The following is an 18,782-nucleotide window of genomic DNA, read 5'->3' as shown; positions in this document are numbered from 1 at the left end:
AACGCTCGTTTAACGTAGGATCGCCATGCAACGCACCCGTATCAAAATCTGCGGCATCACCCGCGAGGAAGACCTGCGCGCGGCCGTCGCCGCCGGCGCCGATGCGCTGGGCTTCGTGTTCTACCCGAAGAGCCCGCGCTATGTGACGCCCGAGCGGGCAGGGGAGCTGTGCGCCGCGCTGCCGCCCTATGTGAGCGCAGTGGCGCTGTTCGTCAACGCGACCATCGACGAGGTACGGGCGGTGGCGGCGCATGGCCCGCTGTCGCTCATCCAGTTCCATGGCGACGAAACGGCCGAGCAATGCGCGGCATTGGCGGCGGCCGTGCAGCGCCCCTTTGTCCGCGTCTTCCGGGTGCGGCCGGACACGACTCCGGACGAACTGCTAGAATACGAGCGTGCATACCGCGCCGCCAGCACCTGGTATTCGGGCCTCCTGCTCGATACCTGGGTCGATGCCTACGGCGGCACAGGAAAGGTTTTCGATTGGTCTCTCATTCCAAAAGAGCTCGCGCCTCGGGTCGTTTTGAGTGGTGGCTTGAGCGTACAAAACGCGACTGACGCGGTGGTACGTGTTCGTCCCTTCGCGGTCGACGTCAGCAGTGGCGTCGAAGCGCAGAAGGGCATCAAGGATGCCCGCAAGCTCGCCGACTTCATCGAGGCGGTGCGGGCGGCCGACGCCACCATTTCGAGTGAGACATCCCATGAAAGAACTGCCTAGCCGCGGCACCGCCGCCCTGTTCAAGAACAACGCGTACCAGCTGCCCGACACCTCGGGGCACTTCGGCCCCTATGGCGGCAGCTTCGTCGCCGAAACCCTGTCGCATGCATTGGCCGAGCTGAACGAGGCCTACGCACGCTATTCCCAAGACCCCGAGTTCCTCGACGAATTCCGCTACGAGCTGGCGCATTTCGTCGGCCGTCCCTCGCCCGTCTACCACGCGCGCCGCTTCTCCGAGCAGGCCGGCGGCGCCCAGATCTTCTTCAAGCGCGAAGACCTGAACCACACCGGCGCGCACAAGATCAACAACGTGATCGGCCAGGCCCTGCTGGCGCGCCGCATGGGTAAGAAGCGCATCATCGCCGAAACCGGCGCCGGCCAGCACGGCGTGGCCACCGCCACCATCTGCGCGCGCTTCGGCATGGAGTGCGTGGTCTACATGGGCAGCGAAGACGTCAAGCGCCAGGCGCAGAACGTCTACCGCATGAAGCTGCTGGGGGCGACCGTGGTGCCGGTGGAATCGGGCTCCAAGACCCTGAAGGATGCGCTCAACGAGGCGATGCGCGACTGGGTCACCAATATCGAACATACCTTCTACATCATCGGCACGGTGGCAGGGCCGCACCCGTATCCGATGATGGTGCGTGATTTCCAGTCGGTGATCGGCGAGGAATGCCGCGTGCAGATGCCGGCCATGACCGGCCGGCAGCCCGACTACGTGCTGGCCTGCGTCGGCGGCGGCTCCAACGCCATGGGCATCTTCTATCCCTACATCGACGAGCCGGGTGTCAAACTGGTCGGCGTCGAGCCGGCTGGCGAGGGGATCGAGACGGGCAAGCATGCGGCTTCCCTGAGCGCCGGCGTGCCGGGCGTCCTGCACGGCAACCGCACCTATCTGCTGCAGGATGCGAACGGCCAGATCATCGAGACCCATTCGGTGTCCGCCGGCCTGGATTATCCGGGCGTGGGGCCCGAGCATGCGTGGCTGAAGGACACGCTGCGCGCCGAGTACGTGTCGATCACCGACGACGAGGCGCTGCAGGCGTTCCACGACTGCTGCCGCATCGAGGGAATCATTCCGGCGCTGGAATCCTCGCATGCGATCGCGTATGCGGTGAAGCTGGCCGCCACGCTGCCGCAGGACCAGCTCATCCTGGTCAATTTGTCGGGCCGCGGCGACAAGGACATGCACACGGTGGCGCAAAGGATGGGGCTCGATTTCGGCTGAACCGTTTCAGCCTGTCGTTCCTCTCCCTTCGTGAAACCCATTGAAAGAACCGCATGTCCCGTATCGAATCGACCTTTGCTGCGCTCAAGGCGCAGGACAAGACCGGCCTGGTCACCTTCATCACCGCCGGCGACCCGGCGCCCGAACTGACCGTACCCTTGATGCACGCCCTGGTGGAGGGCGGCGCCAACGTGCTGGAACTGGGCGTTCCGTTTTCCGACCCGATGGCCGAGGGCCCGGTCATCCAGCGCGCCTGCGAGCGCGCCCTGAAGTTCGGCATCGGCCTGACCGACGTCCTGGCCTTCGTGCGTGAATTCCGCCAGACGGACAGCACCACCCCGGTGGTCCTGATGGGCTACGCCAACCCGATCGAGCGTATCGGTCCCGACAACTTCATTCGCCTCGCGAAAGAAGCCGGCGCCGACGGCGCCATCGTCGTCGACTACCCGCCGGAAGAGTGCGCGTCGTTTGCCGAAGCGATGCGTGCAAACGGCCTGGACCTGATCTTCCTGCTCGCACCCACCTCGACCACGGCGCGGGTACAGCAGGTGGCGCAATATGGCAGCGGCTTTAGCTACTACGTCTCGCTCAAAGGCGTCACCGGCGCCGGCACCATCGACACGGAAGAGGTGGCGCGCCGCGTCGCCGCCATCCGCGAGCACGTCAAGCTGCCGATCGGCGTCGGCTTCGGCATCCGCGACGGCGCCACCGCCCGGGCCGTGGCCGAAGTGGCCGACGCGGTGGTGATCGGCAGCCGCATCATCCAGGAACTCGAATCGGTGCCGAAAGACCAGGCCATCGACGCCGTCCGCGCCTTCACGACCACCATCCGCACCGCCCTCGACGCTTGACCCTGGGGTCAGAGTCGAATTTTCGGGAAACTTTCAAAAATTTCCTGCAATTCGACTCTGACCCTCATGCATTAGCACTCCAGCGCACCTGCTGATAATTAGGGTCAGAGTCGAATTATTGGGAAACTTTATAAAGTTGCTCAACAATTTGACTCTGACCCTCATTATTTTGGCGAAGCGCTTTCGGTCGAACAATTGCTTTGTCTCATAGTCACGCTTGTGCAAAGCCGCACCTTTGCCGGGAAGCGTGCCTTACATTGTCTGGGTATTTCCACCATTCAACAGAGAGGACCAGATGATCAAAAAACAGGTTGTGAACGTCTCCATTGCCCAGTCATCCAAAGTCATTGCAGCCTTGTACCTGGTCATATCGATTCCCGTCGTCCTTGTTCTGGCAGCGATAGCACTGGTGAGCGGGCAGTGGTCATCCCTGGTCTTCCTGATCTTCCTGCCGCTGCTTTACGCTGCCGGTGCTTTCCTTGGCACCGCATTGCTATATAACCTGGTTGCCAGGCGGGTCGGCGGACTGGAATTCACGACAAGCGAGATAGCCGAGCGGGTGTAAGCGCTGCCGCAGCCGCCTCAGAAGGCCAGGACGTAATCAGGACGTAATTAGGGTCAGAGTCGAATTATCGGGAAAAATTGAAAAGTTTCCTGTAATTCGACTCTGACCCTCATTATTTTGCAACATCGCTGCCGCCCAGCAATTAGGGTCAGAGTCGAATTGTGGGAAATTCCAGGAAATTGCTCAACAATTTGACTCTGACCCCAAGGAGAAGGGAAGTGATGTCAGTATGCTAATTGGCAGGGCGACATGATTCGACAAGCGGGTTCCGAGCGGCTACACTACCGCCACCTCGAAGAACTGCCGCAAGGAGAAAAAGATGAGTTGGCTAGAAAAACTGCTGCCCCCACGGATCCAGCGCTCCGATGCCGCCAACCGCAAGACCATGCCCGAAGGGCTGTGGGTCAAGTGCCCCTCGTGCGAAGCGGTGCTGTACCGTGCCGATTTGGAGTCGAACCTGCATGTGTGCCCGAAGTGCGATCACCACATGCGCATCCGCGCGCGCGAGCGCCTCGATGGGCTGCTCGATGCGGAAGGCCGCTATGAAATCGGCCAGGAAACCCTGCCGGTCGATACCCTGAAGTTCAAGGACAGCAAGAAATACCCGGACCGCCTGAAGTCGGCCATGGAAGCCACCGGCGAAACCGATGCGCTGATCGTCCAGGGCGGCTCCATCATGAGCCTGCCGGTGGTGGTCGCCTGTTTCGAATTCGAATTCATGGGCGGCTCGATGGGCTCGGTCGTCGGCGAGCGTTTCGTGCGCGGCGCCCAGGTGGCGCTCGAGCAGAAGGTTCCCTTCATCTGCATCACCGCCACCGGCGGCGCGCGCATGCAGGAAGGCCTGCTGTCGCTGCTGCAGATGGCCAAGACCACATCGATGCTGACCAAGCTGTCGGAAAAGAAGCTGCCGTTCATCAGCGTGCTGACCGACCCGACCATGGGCGGCGTGTCGGCCTCGTTCGCCTTCATGGGCGACGTCGTGATCGCCGAACCGAAGGCGCTGATCGGCTTTGCCGGCCCGCGCGTGATCGAGAACACCGTGCGCGAGAAGCTGCCGGAAGGCTTCCAGCGCGCCGAGTTCCTGGTCCAGAAGGGCGCCGTCGACATGATCGTCGATCGCCGCAAGATGCGCGAAGAAATCGCGCGCCTGCTGGCCCTGCTGCAGAACCAGGCAGTCGAAGTCCTCGCCTGAACCCCGTTCGCGGAGCCGATGCCACGCATCCGCTCCGCGACTTTCGCCTACGTGCGTTCATCGCGCACGCCTACCGTGCCCTGCACGCACCACCGAAGTCCACCCATGCCCACTACCCCGACCACCTTGCTAGATTGGCTGGCGCTGCTCGAGTCACGCCATGCCGAAACCCATATCGACATGGGCCTGGACCGCGTGCGCGCCGTCAAGGAGCGCTTGCAGCTGAGTTTTGCCTGCCCCGTGATCATGGTGGCCGGCACCAACGGCAAGGGCTCGACCTGCGCCATGCTGGAGAGCGTGCTGCTGCAGTGCGGCTACCGCGTGGGCCTGTACATCAAGCCGCACTTCCTCGACTTTAACGAGCGCGCCCGCATCAATGGCGAGATGGCCTCGAACGAGGCACTGGTCGCTGCCTTCGATGCGGTCGAAGCGGTGCGCGGCGACGTGCCGCTGACCTACTTCGAATTCACCACGCTGGCGATCATGCACCTGATCTCGCAGTCGAACGTCGACGTGGCCATCCTGGAAGTGGGCCTGGGCGGGCGCCTGGACGCCGTCAACGTGGTCGACGCCGACGTGGCGATCGTCACCAGCGTCGACATCGACCATATCGACTACCTCGGCGACACGCGCGAGAAGATCGGCTTCGAAAAAGCCGGCATCTTCCGCGCAGGTAAAACAGCCATCTGCAGCGACCCGGTGCCGCCGCAATCGCTGGTCGAGCATGCGGAAAGCATCGGCGCCGACCTGTGGCTGCTGGGGCGCGACTTCAACTACCAGGGCGACCAGCAGCAGTGGAGCTACGGCGGGCGCAGCCAGCGCCGCAATTCGCTGGCCTATCCGGCCCTTCGCGGCGCCAACCAGCTGCTCAACGCCTCGGCCGCGCTGGCCGCGCTCGAAGTGCTGCGCATGCAGCTGCCCTGCGGCGCCCAGGAAGTGCGCGCGGGCCTGGCGCTGGTCGAGCTGCCGGGCCGCTTCCAGGTGCTGCCGGGACGCCCGACCCAGGTGCTCGACGTCGCCCACAATCCGCATGCCGCCGCTACGCTCGCCCAGAACCTCGGCAACATGGGCTTCCACCGATTTACCTATGCGGTGTTCGGCATCATGGAAGACAAGGACATCGATGCGGTGATCGCACCGATGGCGCAATACATCGACCACTGGTGCGTGACGCCGCTGCCGTCGCCGCGCTCGGCCAAGCCTGCGCAGCTGGCGGAAAAGCTCGAAGCATTGAAGCCCGCCGGCGCAAAAGCCGACGATTTTTCGGTAACTACCTTTGCCAATCCGGCCGAGGCCTATGCGAATGCGGTGAGCCGGGCAGGCGAGAATGATAGAATTGTGGTCTTTGGTTCGTTCTACACGGTCGCCGGCGTGATGGCGGCCCGTAAATCCTCTCTACACTGATACCTGAAACGCATGGGCTTGTTCTCGTTAGGCAGCAAAAACAAGCAAGACACCGTCCGCGATAGCGGCCACTACGTCAAGGATGACGACGCCGCCTATGGTCAGCAGGCCCGCGCCAAGCGCGCGTCGCACGCCGGCGAAGGCGCACGGCGCAGTCGCGGCCCGGACCCGGTCCTCCCCGAGAAAAAACGCGCACGCCGCCGCCTGGTCGGCGCGATCGCACTGGCGCTGGCCGCGGCGGTCGGGCTGCCGATGCTGCTCGATTCCGAGCCCAAGCCGCTCGGCGCCGACATCGCCATCAACATCCCGGACAAGGAAAAGGCCGCGCCCCTGCCGGTGCCGGCAGCGGCCACGGTGGACAGCGGCGAGGAAATCGTCGAGCCGGTGGACGTGGCCACGCCCCCCGCCCCAAGCGGCGCGATCGCGGTCCCGCCATCGGACCCGCCGCCGATGCGCACCATCGACACCGCGCGCACCGAGCCTGCGCCGGCGCTGAAAACCGAGCCGAAGGCCGAGCCCAAGCTTGATCCGGTCAAGCCTGAGCCCAAGCGCGCGCCCGTCATCGACGCGGTGCACCCGAAAGCCGCCGACCTCGCCCTGAAGAAAGCCGAGCCGGCAGCCAAGCCGAAGCCCAGGGAAGACGCCGCGCGCGCGATCGCCATCCTCGAGGACAAGCCGGCCGTGAAGGTCGAGGGCCCGTCGCAGAAATACGTGGTGCAGGTCGCCGCGCTGACGACTCCGGAAAAGGTCAACGAGCTGCAGGGCCGCCTGCGCGCCGCCGGCGTGTCCTCGTTCACCGAAAAATCCGGTGACCTGATCCGCGTGCGGGTCGGACCGTTCGGCAAGGAAGAAGCAGACAAGGTACGCTCGAAACTGATGGCCATCGGCCTGTCGGGCAAGATGGTCCCGCTCTGATGCAGGGCGCTGTTGAGAGAAGCGCGGCGTGACGATTTTCGATTACCTGGTGTTGTTCGTCCTGATTTCGTCGGTCATCATTTCCACCCTGCGCGGCCTGGTGAAAGAGATCCTGTCGCTGCTGGGATGGGTGGTCGCCTTTGTAGTGGCCAACATGTACGGCGCCAAGCTCGCGCCGATGCTGCCCGACCTGGTTCCCGGCGAGACCACGCGCCTGATCGCGGCCTTCGTCATCCTCTTCCTCGGCGTGCGCGTATTGATGGGCCTGCTGTCGCTGGCGATCGGCGCCCTCATCACCGCAAGCGGCCTGAGCCTGGCCGACCGCGGCCTGGGCGGATTGTTCGGATTGGGGCGCGGCATTGTAATCGTGCTTGCCGCCGTCATATTGTGTGGGATGACTTCCATCCCGCAGCAGGATTTCTGGAGAAATGCGCTGTTTTCGCCCATGGCCGAAACCGGGGCGCGCACGGTGAAACCTTTCCTGCCTGCAGCGCTTGCCCAGCATGTGAAGTATTGAACCACCGAATAGAATTCTTTTTTGTAATCAGCAGGCCAGTTTTTAGGAGCGCACCATGTGTGGCATCGTCGGCGTCGTCTCGCACAATCCCGTCAACCAGCTCTTGTATGACGCGTTGCTGCTCTTGCAGCACCGCGGCCAGGACGCTGCGGGCATTGCGACCAATCACAGCAGCATGTTCTCGATGTACAAGGCCAATGGCCTGGTCCGTGACGTGTTCCGCACCCGCAACATGCGCTCGCTTCAAGGCAATACCGGTATCGGCCACTGCCGCTATCCGACTGCCGGCTCCTCGAGCGAGGAAGAAGCGCAGCCGTTCTACGTGAACGCGCCGTTCGGCATCACGCTGGCCCACAACGGCAACCTGACCAACCAGGCCGCGCTCAAGGAAGAACTGTTCCGCAACGACCGCCGCCACATCAACACCGATTCCGATTCCGAGGTGCTGCTCAACGTGCTGGCCCACGAGATCCAGGAAGCGGCCGATGGCTACAACCTGAACAAGGACGCCGTGTTCAAGGCCGTGGCCGCGGTGCACCGCCGCGTGCGCGGCGCCTACGCCGTGGTGGCGCAGATCTCCGGCCACGGCATGCTGGCCTTCCGCGATCCCTTCGGCATCCGCCCGCTGTGCCTCGGCATGAACGAGACCGAAAACGGCACCGAATACCTGGTGGCCAGCGAATCGGTGGCGCTCGAGGGCCTGGGTTTCCGCTTCGTGCGCGACATCGCGCCGGGCGAGGCGGTCTTCATCGACAACGACGGCAATTTGTCGGAGCAGCAGTGCGCCGAGAACCCGTCGCTCAACCCCTGCGCCTTCGAGTACGTCTACCTGGCGCGGCCCGACTCGGTGATCGACGGCGCCTCGGTGTATGCGACCCGCCTGCGCATGGGCGAATACCTGGCCGACAAGGTGCGCGCCGAGATCCCCGACGGCGAGATCGACGTGGTCATGCCGATTCCCGATTCCTCGCGTCCGGCCGCGATCCAGCTGGCCCTGAAGCTCGGCATCGAGTACCGCGAAGGCTTCATCAAGAACCGCTACATCGGCCGCACCTTCATCATGCCCGGCCAGGGCATGCGCAAGAAATCGGTGCGCCAGAAGCTCAACGCCATCGCCTCCGAATTCAAGGACAAGAACGTGCTGCTGGTGGACGACTCGATCGTGCGCGGCACCACCAGCCGCGAGATCGTCCAGATGGCCCGCGAAGCCGGTGCGCGCAAGGTGTTCTTCGCGTCCGCCGCGCCGCCGGTGCTGTATCCGAACGTGTACGGCATCGACATGCCGACCCGCGACGAGCTGATCGCCCACGGCCGCACCACCGAGGAAATCTGCCGCGAGATCACCGCCGACCGCCTGGTCTACCAGGACGTCGATGCGCTCAAGCGCGCCATCTCGGACGTCAATCCCGCGCTGAAGAACTTCGAGGCCTCGTGCTTCGATGGCGTCTACGTGACCGGCGACGTGACCCCGGAATACCTCGACCGCCTGGAATCGGCCCGCCACAAGCCGAGCCCGAAGCGCGACGAGGACGACGTGACCACGCACCTGCACCTGAAGGCTCCGGCCGCCGAATAAGGCACTTTGCATGAGCGCTACCAAGTACGGCTTCACCACCACCATCCTGCACAACGACCGCAGGAAGAGCATCGAGCAGGGCTCGCTGCACAAGCCGGTGCACACCTCGGTGGCCTTCGGCTACAACGATGCGCGCCAGCTGGCCTCGGTCTTCCAGGGCAAGGAGCCGGGCTTCCGCTACGGCCGCCAGGGCAACCCGACGGTCGGCGCGCTGGAGGACAAGATCACGAAGATGGAAGACGGCGCCGGCACCGTCTGTTTCGCCACCGGCATGGGCGCCATCGGCGCGCTGTTCCAGGCGCTGCTCAAGGCGGGCGACCATATCGTGTCCTCGTCCTTCCTGTTCGGGAACACCAACAGCCTGTGGCAGACCGTGGCGGGGCAGGGCGTGGAGGTCGCTTTTGTCGACGCCACCGACGTGGCCAATGTCGAAGCGGCGCTGACGCCCGCGACGCGCATGGTGTTCGTCGAGACCATCGCCAACCCGCGCACGCAGGTGGCCGACCTGGCCCGTATCGGCCAGCTGTGCCGCGAGCGCGGCATCCTCTACGTGGTCGACAACACCATGACCACGCCCTACCTGTTCCGCCCGAAGGCGGTCGGCGCCGGCCTGGTGGTCAATTCGCTGACCAAGTCCATCGGCGGCCATGGCAATGCGCTGGGCGGCGCCCTGACCGACACCGGCCTGTTCGACTGGAGCGCCTACCCGCACATCGCGCCAAACTTCCGCAAGCAGCCAGCCCAGGCGCAAGGCCTGGCCCAGCTGCGCGCGAAAGCGCTGCGCGACTTCGGCGCGGCCCTGGGGCCGGAGGCGGCCCACCACATCGCGGTGGGCGCCGAGACCCTGGCCCTGCGCATGGAACGCACCAGCAGCAATGCGCTGGCCCTGGCGCAGCTGCTCGAGGCGGACGCGCGGGTCAGCGCCGTCCACTATCCGGGCCTGGCGTCGCACCCGCAGCATGCAATCACCAGTGAATTGTTCCGCGCCGGCGGTTCGCTGCTCAGCTTCGAACTGGTAGACAGCATCGATCCCTTCGACTACCTGAACCGGCTCGAGCTCGGTATCCCGGCGAGCAACCTGGGCGACACCCGTACCCTGGTGATCCCGGTCGCGCACACGATCTTCTTCGAGATGGGGGCCGAGCGGCGCGCCAGCATGGGCATCGCCGAATCCCTGATCCGGGTCTCGGTGGGCATCGAGGATACCGTGGATCTGCTGGCGGACTTCCGCCAGGCGCTCGACGCGTAAGCACAGCGGCAGCCTCCGGGCTGCCGTTTTGTTTCAACGGTTGAGCACGCGGCGCGATGCCGCTATGATGGGGATTCGATTCCCCATCCGTAAGCGACCATGAAGACCACGCTGTTTTGCCTGTCCCTGCTGTTCTGTGCCGGCGCTGTCGCCGGTGAGCTGGAAGACGCCCACGCCTTGTTCGCGAAGAAGGACTACGCCCAGGCCATGAAGCTCTACACCAAGCTGGCCAATGGCGGCAACGCCGAGGCGCAGCAGGCGCTGGGCCAGATGTACTGGTATGGCGAAGCAGGGCAGGTCGACGAAGCGAAGGCCGAAGCGCTGTTCAGGAAATCCGCCGCCAAGGGCAACAAGGTCGCCGCCGCTTCGCTCGAGGTGATGGACCAGCGCGTCAAGCGCCGCAAGGACATCGACTACTGGATCAAGGGCTACGACGGCGAAGACCTGAAATCAGGCGAATTCCGCTGCGTTGCACCGCGCATCCCGGCCATGTCCAAGGTGAACGCCGACATCGACCGCATCGGCGCGGCCGTCACCAACTGGCAGGAATGCTACAACAGGTATGTCACCAACCTGAACGCGGCCACGCCGCTGACCAGGCGCATCCCGGCCGATATCGCCAAGCTCATGACCAAGGAGGAAACGGAGAAGTCGACCGCTTACCTAACCCAGCTGCAGTCGAACCTGACCGAAGAAGCGAAAGTGAGCTCGAAGCTGGTGCTGGCCGATTTCGCCGCATGGCGCCAGGCGACCGAGGCCTATGTGGCCGAGCACAATGCGATGGTGAAGAGTTCTTCGGATGCGAAGAAATTGAAATGATGGGGTAGGTGAAGTACACCTTGGGTCCCGGCGCAGGGCGGGACCCAAGTCAGGCAATGCAGCGCTGGCGCTGAACTAGTGCCAGCTGCGCATCAAGCCCACCGCCAGACCCTCGAGCGCAAACTCGTCCTCGGGCGTGACCTGGATGACCTTGAAGTCCGGGTTTTCCGGCAACAGTTCGACCATGTTGCCGGTCTTGCGGTAGCGCTTGACCGTGACTTCGTCGCCCAGCCTGGCCACGACGATCTGGCCGTTCTTGGCGCTGTCGATCTTCTTGACCGCCAGGAAGTCGCCGTCGCAGATCCCGGCATCGCGCATCGACCAGCCCTTGACCTTCAGCAGGAAGTCCGGACGCGCGGAGAACATGGCCGCATCGACGTTATAGGTGGCTTCGACGTGTTCCTGGGCCAGGATCGGCGAACCGGCGGCCACGCGGCCGACCAGCGGCAGCGCCATCATGAGCGCGGCCGGTACCAGCGGGACCTGCTCGACCGACGCGCCGATCAGGCGGATGCCGCGCGAGGTGCCCGGCGAAATCTCGATCGCGCCCTTGCGCGCCAGCGCCTGCAGGTGTTCTTCGGCGGCGTTGGCCGATTTGAAGCCGAGTTCGGCTGCGATTTCCGCGCGGGTCGGGGGAAAACCGGTGTTGTCGATCGCTTCCCTGATCAGGTTCAGGATCTGTTCTTGCCTTGCAGTGAGCTTGAGCATGGGTGTGTTAAGGCAATCCGTTGTGTGAGTAGACTGTATTTTTGTACAGTATTCCTCCGTGCGCAAGGGAAAACACGGGAAATGTGTAAAAAAATTGTGCAGCGCGGTCCCGGGCGTGGCAAAAACCGCGCGCTCTGGCGGACTCATCGCGATAGCGAACCACACCCGGCTTTCCAAACTGGCCAATCTCGGGCTATAATGTCCGGCTTTCCCTTCCCACACTCGTCTTGACGCCGAGGTGGGCATTTGTTTAAACGTCCCTAAGGAGTAATGCATGCGTCATTATGAAATCGTTTTTATCGTCCACCCGGACCAAAGCGAGCAAGTCCCGGCGATGATCGAGCGCTACAAAGCCACGGTGTCGAGCCGCGGCGGTAACATCCATCGCGTGGAAGATTGGGGCCGTCGCCAGATGGCTTACCAGATCCAGAAGCTGCCGAAAGCCCACTACATCTGCATGAACATCGAGTGCGACAACGAGACCCTGGTCGAGCTGGAAACCGCATTCAAGTTCAACGATGCCGTCCTGCGTCACCTGACCGTCAAGATGAAGAAGGCTGAAACCGCACCGTCGCCGATGATGAAGTCGGTCCAGCGCGAAGACGCAGCCAAGAGCCACCGCGCCGAAGCCGCAGCCCCAGCTGCCGCTCCAGCCGCAGCAGCCTAATTGTTGATCCGGTTTTTCCAGGGAATCCCAGCACACCAGTGAACCAGCTCCAGCTCGTGGCGACCATCGCCGAGCGTGACGTGTTGCGTTACACCCCGGCCGGTGTCCCCATCGTGGGCGCCATCCTGATGCACAGTTCGCAGCAGGAAGAGGCTAGGGTAGCGAGGCTGGTCGAGTTTGAAGTCACCGCGCTGGCCGCGGGCGAGATTTCAGGCAGGTTCGCCAGCGCCGAACTCGGCGCGGCTTACCGGTTCACCGGATTCCTGGCGCGGAAGAACCGCAACAGTAAAGCCCTGGTGTTTCACATCATTGATTTCAGTGCCGCCTGACGCGGCATTCATTTAGATAGATACAGGAGCCTAAAATGGCATTCGGTAAAAAGTTCGACAAAAACAAAGCCAAAGAAAAACTGAAGCGCAAACAGCAGAACCCGCTGTTCAAGCGCAAGAAGTTCTGCCGCTTCACCGCTGCAAACGTGGAACAGGTCGACTACAAAGACGTCGACACCCTGAAGGACTTCGTCCAGGAAAACGGCAAGATCATGCCGGCACGCCTGACCGGCACCAAGGCGCACTACCAGCGCCAGGTCGATACCGCGATCAAGCGCGCACGCTACCTCGCGCTGCTGCCGTACACCGACCTGCACCACGGTTAATCCGCGGCGTACAGATCAGAATTTCTGGAGAAAAATATGCAAGTTATCCTTTTGGAAAAAGTTGTTAACGTCGGCAACCTGGGCGACGTGGTCAAGGTCAAGGACGGTTACGCACGTAACTTCCTGATCCCGCAAAAGATGGCACGCCGTGCTACCCAGGCCGCTGTGGCCGAGTTCGAAGTCAAGCGCGCAGAACTGGAAAAAGCAGCAGCTGAAAAGCTGTCGGCTGCCCAGGCGCAAGGCGACAAGCTGAGCGGCATGACCGTCACCATCGGCCAGAAGGCCGGCGTCGATGGCCGCCTGTTCGGTTCGGTCACCAACTTCGACATCGCCGAAGCCCTGACCAAGCAAGGTTTCGCAGTGGAGAAGTCGCAGGTTCGCCTGCCGACCGGCCCGCTGAAGACCACCGGTGAATTCCCGGTGGCAGTCGCCCTGCACACCGATGTCGTGTCGGAAATCACGGTTGCGGTTGTTGGCGAAGCTGCCTAAGCGGTCGCTGAATGCACATGTTGCATAAATGAAAAAGCCGGGTTCGCCCGGCTTTTTTTATTGCCAGAATCTACCCAATTATGTCAGCCGTGTGACCGGAAAAGGTATAATGCCCGCCATGAATTCCCCATCCGATCCGCAAGTCGACTCGCTGCGCATCCCCCCGCATTCCATCGAAGCAGAGCAGTCCGTCATCGGCGGCCTCCTGCGCGATAACGCGGCGTGGGACCGTATTGCCGACTTCATGCACGCGGACGACTTCTACCGCTACGACCACCGCATCATCTTCGAACAGATGGTCCGCCTGATCAACGGCGGCAAGCCGGCCGACGTGATCACGGTCTACGAGGCCATGGTTTCGCTGGGCAAGGCCGAGGACGTGGGCGGCCTGCAGTACCTGAACGCGATGGCGCAGAACACGCCGTCGGCGGCCAACATCCGCCGCTATGCCGAGATCGTGCGCGACCGCGGCATCCTGCGTAAGCTCATCACGGTCGCCGACGAGATCTCGGGCAATGCCTTCAACCCGCAGGGCAAGGAAGTCAAGCAGATGCTCGACGAGGCCGAGTCGAAGATCTTCGCGATTGCCGAAACCGGCGCGCGCGGCGCCCAGGGCTGGAACCCGATCCAGCCGCTGCTCACCCAGGTGGTCGAGCGCATCGACGAACTGTATTCGCGCGAGAACCAGGGCGAGATCACGGGCGTGCCGACCGGTTTCATCGACCTCGACCGCATGACCTCCGGCCTGCAGCCGGGCGACCTGGTGATCGTCGCCGGCCGTCCGTCGATGGGCAAGACCGCCTTCTCGGTGAACATCGGCGAGAACGTCGCGATCGAGGCGGGCCTGCCGGTGGCCGTGTTCTCGATGGAGATGGGCGGCACCCAGCTGGCCATGCGTATGCTCGGCTCGGTCGGCCAGCTCGACCAGCACCGCCTGCGTACCGGCCGCCTGAACGACGAGGACTGGCCGCGCCTGACGCACGCCATCCAGAAGATGAACGACGCCCAGCTCTACATCGACGAGACGCCGGCGCTGAACCCGATCGAGATGCGCGCGCGCGCGCGCCGCCTGGCCCGCCAGTGCGGCAAGCTCGGCCTGATCATCGTCGACTACCTGCAGCTGATGCAGGGTAGCCAGCCGGGCGACAACCGCACCGCCGAGATCTCGGAGATCTCGCGCTCGCTCAAGGGCCTGGCCAAGGAACTGCATTGCCCGGTCATCGCGCTGTCGCAGCTGAACCGCTCGCTCGAGCAGCGCCCCAACAAGCGTCCCGTCATGTCCGACCTGCGCGAATCCGGCGCAATCGAGCAGGATGCGGACGTGATCATTTTCCTGTATCGCGACGAGGTCTATAACCCCGACTCGCCCGATAAAGGCACGGCCGAAATCATCATCGGCAAGCAGCGTAACGGTCCGATCGGGGCAATTCGCCTGACCTGGATCGGCCAATACACCAAGTTTGGTAACTACAGCGGTAATCTCGCCGTCTACCAAGGCGATTAAGCCGATATTGCGCCGCGGACGGCACGCCTCGACGGCAGGCTTGCCGCGGACCCTCGCAGACCCCAGAGTTTTACAACGGAGAACTACATGTTTGGACGCCTGATGCCCCAGGAGGGGAAGTTTTTTGACCTGTTCAACCAGCACGCCGCATTGTGCGTGAAGGGTGCACACGAAATGGTCGGCCTGATGACCAATTTCGACGACCTGGAAATCCGCACCCATGCGGTGGAAAGCATCGAGAAAGAGGCGGACAAGATCACCTACGCCTGCGTCGACCTGCTGCACAAGACCTTCATCACCCCGATCGACCGCGACGACATCCACAAGCTGATCACCCGCATGGACGACATCCTCGACATGATGGAAGACGGCGCCCAGACCGTCTCGCTGTACGACCTGCACGCCGTGACCCCGGAAGCCAAGCGCCTGGCCGAGCTGTGCCTGTCGTGCTGCCTGAAGGTGCAGGAAGCCGTCGCGCTGCTGCACGACATGGGCAACGCCCAGAAGATCGTCGACATCTGCGAAGAGATCGACCGCTTCGAATCCGACGCCGACCACGTGATGCGCGCGGCCATGTCGAAACTGTTCCGCGACGAGCCGGACGTGCGCAACCTGATCAAGATGAAGGCGATCTACGAGATCCTCGAGACCGTCACCGACCGTTGCGAGGATGTCGCCAACATCATCGAAGGCATCATCGTCGAGAACGCGTAACGGCTCGCCCAGAACAAGAATAATTATGGAAACTCTTAACATCAGCATTTGGGTGCTGGGCATGCTGGTGCTGCTCGCACTGGTGTTCGACTTCATGAACGGCTTCCACGACTCGGCGAACTCGATCGCCACCGTGGTCTCGACCGGCGTGCTGAAACCGCAGACCGCGGTGGCGATGGCGGCCTTCTTCAACTTCATCGCGATCTTCGTGGTCAGCATGAAGGTGGCGCAGACCATCGGCAAGGGCACCATCGACCCGCACATCGTCGACCATTACGTCATTTTCGGCGCCCTGGTCGGGGCGATTACCTGGAACGTGATCACCTGGTACTACGGCATCCCGTCCTCTTCCTCGCACGCGCTGATCGGCGGCCTGGTAGGCGCGGCCGTGGCCAAGTCGGGCACCGGCGCGCTGATCGCCGGCGGCCTGATGAAGACCGTGGCCTTCATCGTGGTGGCTCCGCTGCTGGGCTTCGTGCTGGGCGCGAGCATCATGCTGATGGTGTCCTGGATCTTCGTGAAATCCACGCCGCGCAAGGTCGACGTCTGGTTCCGCCGCCTGCAGCTGGTGTCGGCGGCCGGCTATTCGCTCGGCCACGGCGGCAACGACGCGCAGAAGACCATGGGCATCATCTGGATGCTCCTGATCGCGGCCGGCGTGACCAGCCCGACCGACGCGCTGCCGCCGATGTGGGTGATCATCTCCTGCTACGCGGCGATCGCCTTCGGCACGCTGTTCGGCGGCTGGCGCATCGTCAAGACCATGGGCCAGAAGATCACCAAGCTCAAGCCGGTCGGCGGCTTCTGCGCCGAGACGGGCGGGGCCATGACGCTGCTGATGGCGAGCTTCTTCGGCATCCCGGTCTCGACCACCCACACCATCACCGGCGCCATCGTCGGCGTGGGCGCCTCGCAGAAGGCTACGGCCGTGCGCTGGGGCGTGGCGGGCAATATCGTGATGGCCTGGGTCGTGACCATTCCGGCGTCGGCCTTCATGGCGGCGGTGGCGTGGTGGGTCGGCACCAAGATCATGTAAGAGCCTGTGGCAGGATCGCTCCACGGAACCCGGCAAGCGCCGGGTTTTTTCATGCGCCGCGCCACGGCCTCAGGGTGAGATTGTTGGTTTCTGGCACTATTTTTACCCGTGCGGGAGCCGGGAAATGCTACAGTCACAGTCCCATCGTGCCGGAGTCCCCATGTTGAACGATTTGAGCATCAAGAACAAACTGATCCTTGGCCTGGGAGCCATCGTCTCGATCATGCTGTTCCTGCTGGCGCTGGCCTATAACAATGCGCAAAAGCTGGCCGACGCCAACAGATGGGATCGCCATGCGCTCGAGGTGCTGGTCGAGTCCAATCACGTCGCCACCTCCGTGCTGCAGGTCCAGGCCGCCATCCGCGGCTTTCTGCTGACCGGCAATGAAGGACTGATCGCGCCCTTGAATGCCGAGTTCGCCGAGGCGAAGGGCCACCTGGCCACGGCCACCCGGCTGACGGCCGACAATCCGCAGCAGCACGACCGCGTCAAGCAGCTCGGGCCCATGCTCGACGAGTGGATGGCCCAGGCGGTGCTGCCGCAGATTACCTTGCGCCGCGCCCGCGATGCCGGCGCCAGGCCCGCCGATACGGCCGCCACCGATGCCGCCGTGCTGGCCGGCGCCCGCACCGTGGCTGCGATCCGCAAGCAGATCGACCAGATCGCGGCCGAGGAAAACCGCTTGATCAGCCTGCGTTCGCAGGAATCGGCGGCGCTGCAGGAAAACATGACGCTGCTGCTCACGGTCGGCGGCGCCGCCACCATCGCATTGGCGGTGCTGATCGCCTGGCTGCTGATCCGGGCCTTGCTGGCGCCGCTCAACAGCCTGAACCAGACGCTCGGGCGCATTGCCGCCGGCGACCAGTCGGCCCGTGCCCGCATCGATTCGAACGACGAGCTGGGCAAGGTGACGCGCGAATTCAACCGCATGGCGCAGGCCATCCAGGACAGCCAGGCCAAGGAGCAGGCTGCCACGACCGACCTGCGCGACAAGGTCGATGCGCTGCTGGCCGTGGTCTCGCGGGCCGCCGCCGGCGACCTGGGCGGGCGCATCACCATCGAGGGGAAGGACGCCATCGGCCAGCTCGGCCAGGGCTTGTCGACCATGTTCGACAACCTGCGAAGCCACCTCAACAATGTGCAGAAGGCCGGCATCCAGGTCACCACCTCGGCCACCGAAATCGCCGCCTCGTCGAAACAGCAGGAGGCAACCGGTATCGAACAGGCCCAGACCAGCGTCGAGATCCTGTCCACGACCAGGGAAATCTCGGCCAACACTACCCAGTTGCTGCGCACCATGGAGCAGGCCACCGCGGTCGCCGACTTCACCACCAGCGCCACCGCCGAAGCGCAGGGCAACCTCAAGCGCATGGACGCGACCATGCAGCACATGGTCAGCGCGACCGACTCGATCAACGCCAAGCTGGCGGCGCTGTCGGAAAAGGCCGGCAACATCAACAGCGTATTGGTGACGATCACCAAGGTGGCCGACCAGACCAACATCCTGTCGCTCAACGCCGCGATCGAGGCCGAGAAGGCGGGCGACGCCGGCCGCGGCTTCTCGGTGGTGGCCACCGAGATCCGCCGCCTGGCCGACCAGACCTCGGTATCGACCTGGGACATCGAGCAGATGGTCAAGGAAATGCAGTCGGCGGTGTCGGCCAGCGTCATGGGGATGGACAAGTTTTCCGAAGAGATCCGGCGCAGCGTGGGCGAGGTGCGGCAGGTGGCCGAACAGCTGTCCTCGGTGATGGACCAGGTGCAGAAGCTCGCGCCGCAGTTCGACCTGGTGCTCGAGGGGATGCAGTCGCAGGCGGTGGGCGCCTCGCAGATTTCCGAAACCATGCTGCAGCTGAGCGACGCGACCCAGCAGACGGTCGAGTCGCTGAAGGCGACCAGCGAAGCGGTGCGCCAGCTCCAGTACGCGGCCGGCGACCTGCAGTCGTCGGTGGCCACCTTCTCGGTCCATACTTGA

The 18,782-nt window shown here is 63.6% G+C and carries 20 protein-coding genes; 19 read left to right on the top strand and 1 reads right to left on the bottom strand.

Going from position 1 to position 18,782, the window contains the following annotated elements; translation table 11 throughout:
• Positions 1-25 precede the first annotated feature (25 nt).
• The 11 genes from AC3XQU_RS06915 (at position 26) to AC3XQU_RS06865 (ending at position 11,034) form a co-directional block, all read left to right on the top strand.
• On the top strand, positions 26-718 hold the full coding sequence (locus AC3XQU_RS06915; protein ID WP_489873405.1) for a phosphoribosylanthranilate isomerase: 693 nt from the start codon (positions 26-28) through the stop codon (positions 716-718).
• Positions 702-1,946, top strand: a complete 1,245-nt coding sequence (gene trpB, locus AC3XQU_RS06910; protein ID WP_489873404.1) for a tryptophan synthase subunit beta — start codon at positions 702-704, stop codon at positions 1,944-1,946. The genes AC3XQU_RS06915 and trpB overlap by 17 nt, the downstream gene beginning before the upstream one ends.
• Positions 1,947-1,999: 53 nt before the next feature.
• Positions 2,000-2,797, top strand: coding sequence for a tryptophan synthase subunit alpha (trpA, locus tag AC3XQU_RS06905; protein WP_489873403.1), 798 nt, complete (start codon positions 2,000-2,002; stop codon positions 2,795-2,797).
• Between the two features lie 295 nt (positions 2,798-3,092).
• Positions 3,093-3,362: a hypothetical protein gene (locus AC3XQU_RS06900; RefSeq protein WP_489873402.1), complete on the top strand. Its 270-nt coding sequence runs from the start codon at positions 3,093-3,095 to the stop codon at positions 3,360-3,362.
• A 319-nt stretch (positions 3,363-3,681) separates the two neighbouring features.
• Positions 3,682-4,554: an acetyl-CoA carboxylase, carboxyltransferase subunit beta gene (accD, locus tag AC3XQU_RS06895; protein WP_489873401.1), complete on the top strand. Its 873-nt coding sequence runs from the start codon at positions 3,682-3,684 to the stop codon at positions 4,552-4,554.
• A gap of 105 nt (positions 4,555-4,659) precedes the next feature.
• Positions 4,660-5,958, top strand: a complete 1,299-nt coding sequence (folC, locus tag AC3XQU_RS06890; protein WP_489873400.1) for a bifunctional tetrahydrofolate synthase/dihydrofolate synthase — start codon at positions 4,660-4,662, stop codon at positions 5,956-5,958.
• Positions 5,959-5,970: 12 nt separating this feature from the next.
• Positions 5,971-6,873 (top strand): SPOR domain-containing protein, encoded by a 903-nt coding sequence (locus AC3XQU_RS06885; protein ID WP_489873399.1) that lies wholly within the window; start codon positions 5,971-5,973, stop codon positions 6,871-6,873.
• A gap of 28 nt (positions 6,874-6,901) precedes the next feature.
• Positions 6,902-7,390 (top strand): CvpA family protein, encoded by a 489-nt coding sequence (locus AC3XQU_RS06880; protein ID WP_489873398.1) that lies wholly within the window; start codon positions 6,902-6,904, stop codon positions 7,388-7,390.
• A 55-nt stretch (positions 7,391-7,445) separates the two neighbouring features.
• The gene (purF, locus tag AC3XQU_RS06875) at positions 7,446-8,966 is read left to right on the top strand and encodes an amidophosphoribosyltransferase (protein WP_489873397.1); all 1,521 of its coding nucleotides are present in this window, start codon (positions 7,446-7,448) and stop codon (positions 8,964-8,966) included.
• 10 nt (positions 8,967-8,976) lie between these two features.
• Positions 8,977-10,215 (top strand): cystathionine gamma-synthase family protein, encoded by a 1,239-nt coding sequence (locus tag AC3XQU_RS06870; RefSeq protein ID WP_489873396.1) that lies wholly within the window; start codon positions 8,977-8,979, stop codon positions 10,213-10,215.
• 99 nt (positions 10,216-10,314) lie between these two features.
• Positions 10,315-11,034: a tetratricopeptide repeat protein gene (locus tag AC3XQU_RS06865; protein WP_489873395.1), complete on the top strand. Its 720-nt coding sequence runs from the start codon at positions 10,315-10,317 to the stop codon at positions 11,032-11,034.
• 75 nt (positions 11,035-11,109) lie between these two features.
• Here AC3XQU_RS06865 and lexA read toward each other — a convergent pair whose 3' ends face one another.
• On the bottom strand, positions 11,110-11,742 hold the full coding sequence (gene lexA, locus AC3XQU_RS06860) for a transcriptional repressor LexA (RefSeq protein ID WP_489873394.1): 633 nt from the start codon (positions 11,740-11,742) through the stop codon (positions 11,110-11,112).
• Positions 11,743-12,016: 274 nt separating this feature from the next.
• Here lexA and rpsF point away from each other — a divergent pair, with 274 nt between their 5' ends.
• From rpsF to AC3XQU_RS06820, 8 genes are all read left to right on the top strand, one after another.
• Entirely contained in the window at positions 12,017-12,409 is a 393-nt protein-coding gene (gene rpsF, locus AC3XQU_RS06855) for a 30S ribosomal protein S6 (protein ID WP_489873393.1), read from the top strand.
• A 38-nt stretch (positions 12,410-12,447) separates the two neighbouring features.
• Positions 12,448-12,738 (top strand): primosomal replication protein N, encoded by a 291-nt coding sequence (priB, locus tag AC3XQU_RS06850; protein WP_489873392.1) that lies wholly within the window; start codon positions 12,448-12,450, stop codon positions 12,736-12,738.
• 35 nt (positions 12,739-12,773) lie between these two features.
• Complete coding sequence (rpsR, locus tag AC3XQU_RS06845) at positions 12,774-13,064, top strand: 30S ribosomal protein S18 (RefSeq protein WP_091874943.1); 291 nt, start codon at positions 12,774-12,776, stop codon at positions 13,062-13,064.
• Positions 13,065-13,100: 36 nt separating this feature from the next.
• Positions 13,101-13,553, top strand: a complete 453-nt coding sequence (rplI, locus tag AC3XQU_RS06840; protein WP_489873391.1) for a 50S ribosomal protein L9 — start codon at positions 13,101-13,103, stop codon at positions 13,551-13,553.
• Between the two features lie 118 nt (positions 13,554-13,671).
• Positions 13,672-15,057 (top strand): replicative DNA helicase, encoded by a 1,386-nt coding sequence (locus AC3XQU_RS06835; RefSeq protein ID WP_489873390.1) that lies wholly within the window; start codon positions 13,672-13,674, stop codon positions 15,055-15,057.
• Positions 15,058-15,144: 87 nt separating this feature from the next.
• Positions 15,145-15,771, top strand: a complete 627-nt coding sequence (locus tag AC3XQU_RS06830) for a DUF47 domain-containing protein (RefSeq protein ID WP_489873389.1) — start codon at positions 15,145-15,147, stop codon at positions 15,769-15,771.
• A gap of 25 nt (positions 15,772-15,796) precedes the next feature.
• Positions 15,797-16,807 carry an inorganic phosphate transporter gene (locus AC3XQU_RS06825; protein ID WP_489873388.1) on the top strand — a complete coding sequence of 337 codons (1,011 nt, stop codon included), beginning with the start codon at positions 15,797-15,799 and terminating at the stop codon, positions 16,805-16,807.
• A 160-nt stretch (positions 16,808-16,967) separates the two neighbouring features.
• A complete protein-coding gene (locus tag AC3XQU_RS06820) occupies positions 16,968-18,782 on the top strand; it encodes a methyl-accepting chemotaxis protein (RefSeq protein ID WP_489873387.1) in 1,815 nt (604 codons plus the stop codon).

This window comes from Telluria sp. AZSoR62, assembly GCF_058111565.1.
This window is presented reverse-complemented; position numbering and strand designations above follow the sequence as displayed.